This is a genomic window from Pontibacterium sp. (genome assembly GCF_041587635.1).
Classification (GTDB): domain Bacteria; phylum Pseudomonadota; class Gammaproteobacteria; order Pseudomonadales; family Balneatricaceae; genus Pontibacterium.
Genome location: NZ_JBFGYC010000529.1, coordinates 1 through 2,830 on the forward strand (window position 1 = coordinate 1; position 2,830 = coordinate 2,830).

The window sequence follows — 2,830 nt, forward strand, 5'->3', positions numbered from 1 at the left end:
CCCCCGTGGGAATCCATACAGCCCTTAATCTACACCACAGAGACCTAACCTCGCTAAGCATTCCCAGCCCTCTACAGCCGATCTCCCGCGTGTAGTAAACTGATTCGTAAAGAAAATCAGTCAACGTAAGCAGATCAACACATGATCATCCATTGCACCAAAAAACTGGCAGATAAACTAAAAAAACACCATCCCATCAGTGCGACTGTGTTATCCGCACCAGGCAGCGACACCAGTCTTGGTGAATGGCATGCGAACTTTATAACCGTGGCACGGCGTACGATGCTGCTGTTTATCCATAATTCCACACGCTTTTCTTTTATCGTGCCGGAAGTGAAGGCTGCCGATTACAAGCGCCTGGATGAACTGTTTCATAAGGGGCTGCTCAACACCATGCAGGCGATGGGGTATCGGGAAGAGTTAATTTGTGCAGCAGCAGGACGTCATGACCCCATCCAGCTGGATAGCAAAACCGACCGCAGTATCTTAGGTAGCTTGAATCAGATCGGGCAGGGCTTGGAATATACAGTGTGGTATGACGGTTACGAAGCGGTGATCGAAGATTTCTGGCATCATTCGGCGCGGTTGTGTGATCGTCCCACCAGTACCAAAGGCATGAAACAGGGTGAAGCACTTTTCCCGGCCAAAGCGATGCAAACCTATCTAGGTTTTGAACCAGAAAAGACGGTTAAGGATGTCATGATCGATACGGTACTTGCTCGGGTTGAGAAGGATTTTGCACGGCTTGAACAGGGCATGTTATCCGCCGAAGAGCTAGAGCAGCACATCACGAATAGCCCCAATGTGATTCCATTCAAACGACCTTAGCCGCTTCAATATTTGATATGCATTCCCACGCGGAGCATGGGAACGAGGTAGTTGCCGGGCCGCGCGCGACACACATCATGCTGTGTGACTGCTGACGACCAATCCACGATCAGATACACTGCATCTTATTGTTTTTTATAACAGAAGCAGCGGACGCTTCATCGCTTTAACTCCTCTGCATCTGTACTCACACAAGGCATACTTTTTCATGGAAAACTTCTCCCAGACTGCAGCGTTTATCTGGTCGGTTGCTGATCTTCTACGCGGTGATTTTAAGCAAAGCCAGTACGGACGAATCATCCTGCCATTTACGCTATTGCGCCGTTTGGAGTGTGTCTTAGAAGCCGACAAAGCCAAAGTGCTGGCCAGCTACAAAAAGGTTGAGGCGATGCCGTTGCCAGAGGAAGCGAAAGAACGGCAGATTCTGCACTGCATAGAGCAGAAGTTCTTCAATACATCGCCTATGACACTGGAGACGTTGAGCCAGTCCAGTATCAAAGACGATCTGGAACACTACGTTCAGTGCTTTTCCCGTGATGCCCGTGAGATTTTCGAACACTTTAAATTTGATGAATTCGTCGGCCAGCTCAACGATGCCAACCTGCTCTATAAAGTGGTGCAGAAGTTCAAAGGTATGGACCTCAGCCCGCAGGCGATCTCCAACCACGAGATGGGGCTGGTGTTTGAAGAACTGATCCGTCGTTTTGCGGAAAGCTCAAACGAAACGGCCGGGGAGCATTTCACCCCACGCGATATCGTGCGCCTCACCACCTCGCTGGTGTTTATGGAAGATGACGATGCGCTGACCAAAGAGGGGATGGTCCGCACAATCTACGATCCCACAGCCGGTACGGGCGGCTTCCTCTCCAGTGGTATGGAATACGTCTACAGCATGAACCCGAATGCCCGTATCACGCCCTTTGGTCAGGAGCTGAACCCAGAATCTTACGCAATCTGTAAAGCAGATATGCTGATCAAAGGACAAAGCGTCGATAACATTAAGCTGGGTAACACACTGTCTAATGATCAGCTCAGTGCTGAAAAATTCGACTACATGCTGTCAAACCCACCGTTTGGTGTGGATTGGAAGAAAGTCGAAAAAGAGATTAAAGACGAACAGCAGGTAAAAGGGTTTGATGGCCGGTTCGGGCCGGGCTTGCCGCGTGTCTCTGACGGCTCGCTGCTCTTCCTGATGCATCTGATCAGCAAACTGCGTGACCGTTCTTCAACTTCAGATACCGATTCCTCAGAAACCGGGGCTTCCGATACATCAGGCACACAACACGGCGGTGCCCGTATCGGCATCATCCTCAACGGTTCGCCCCTGTTTACCGGCGGCGCAGGCAGCGGGGAAAGTGAAATTCGCCGTTATATTCTGGAAACCGACCTGCTGGAAGCGATTATCGCGCTGCCGACCGATATGTTCTACAACACCGGCATCGCCACCTATGTGTGGGTGTTGTCCAATAAGAAAACCGCTGAGCGCCGGGGTAAAGTACAGCTGATCAACGGAGCGAAGCTCGGCGGCAAAATGCGTAAATCGCTGGGTTCTAAACGTAACATCCTCAGTGACGATGATATTCGAACCATCACCCGTGATTTTGGTGCCTTTGATGAAGCCACTGCCATTGATGCCACCCATCAGCAACCGTTGACCAAAATCTTCGACACCACCGATTTTGGTTATCGCCGTATCACCATTGAGCGACCGCTACGACTGTCGGTACAGATGGACAGCGAGCGCCTGCAAAGCCTGCGTTTTGCGCCAAAACCCTACAATGCCGCGATGAAATGGGTCTGGAGCGAGTACTTCGAGCATCTTGCAGAACCTGATGCCGAGGTACTGGCCAACAACGAAACAGCAATTCGTGCCGCGTGCAAACAACGCTTTACCGAACTGAAAGAAAAACAGATTAAAGACATGCTGGATATTTCCTTCTGGCAAGCCCGCCAAACCCTGCTGCGTAAAGCCTATAGTCTGCAAACCCAGCTGGCTGAGCAG

General features: G+C 50.7%; 2 protein-coding genes. Both read left to right on the top strand.

Translation table 11 applies throughout. From position 1 onward, the window contains the following. Positions 1 to 141: 141 nt before the first annotated feature. The gene (locus ABYW01_RS18515) at positions 142 to 828 is read left to right on the top strand and encodes a hypothetical protein (protein ID WP_372835714.1); all 687 of its coding nucleotides are present in this window, start codon (positions 142 to 144) and stop codon (positions 826 to 828) included. Between the two features lie 208 nt (positions 829 to 1,036). Then, positions 1,037 to 2,830, top strand: a 1,794-nt coding sequence (locus ABYW01_RS18520; protein WP_372835717.1) for an N-6 DNA methylase, incomplete at its 3' end; no start/stop codon positions are given.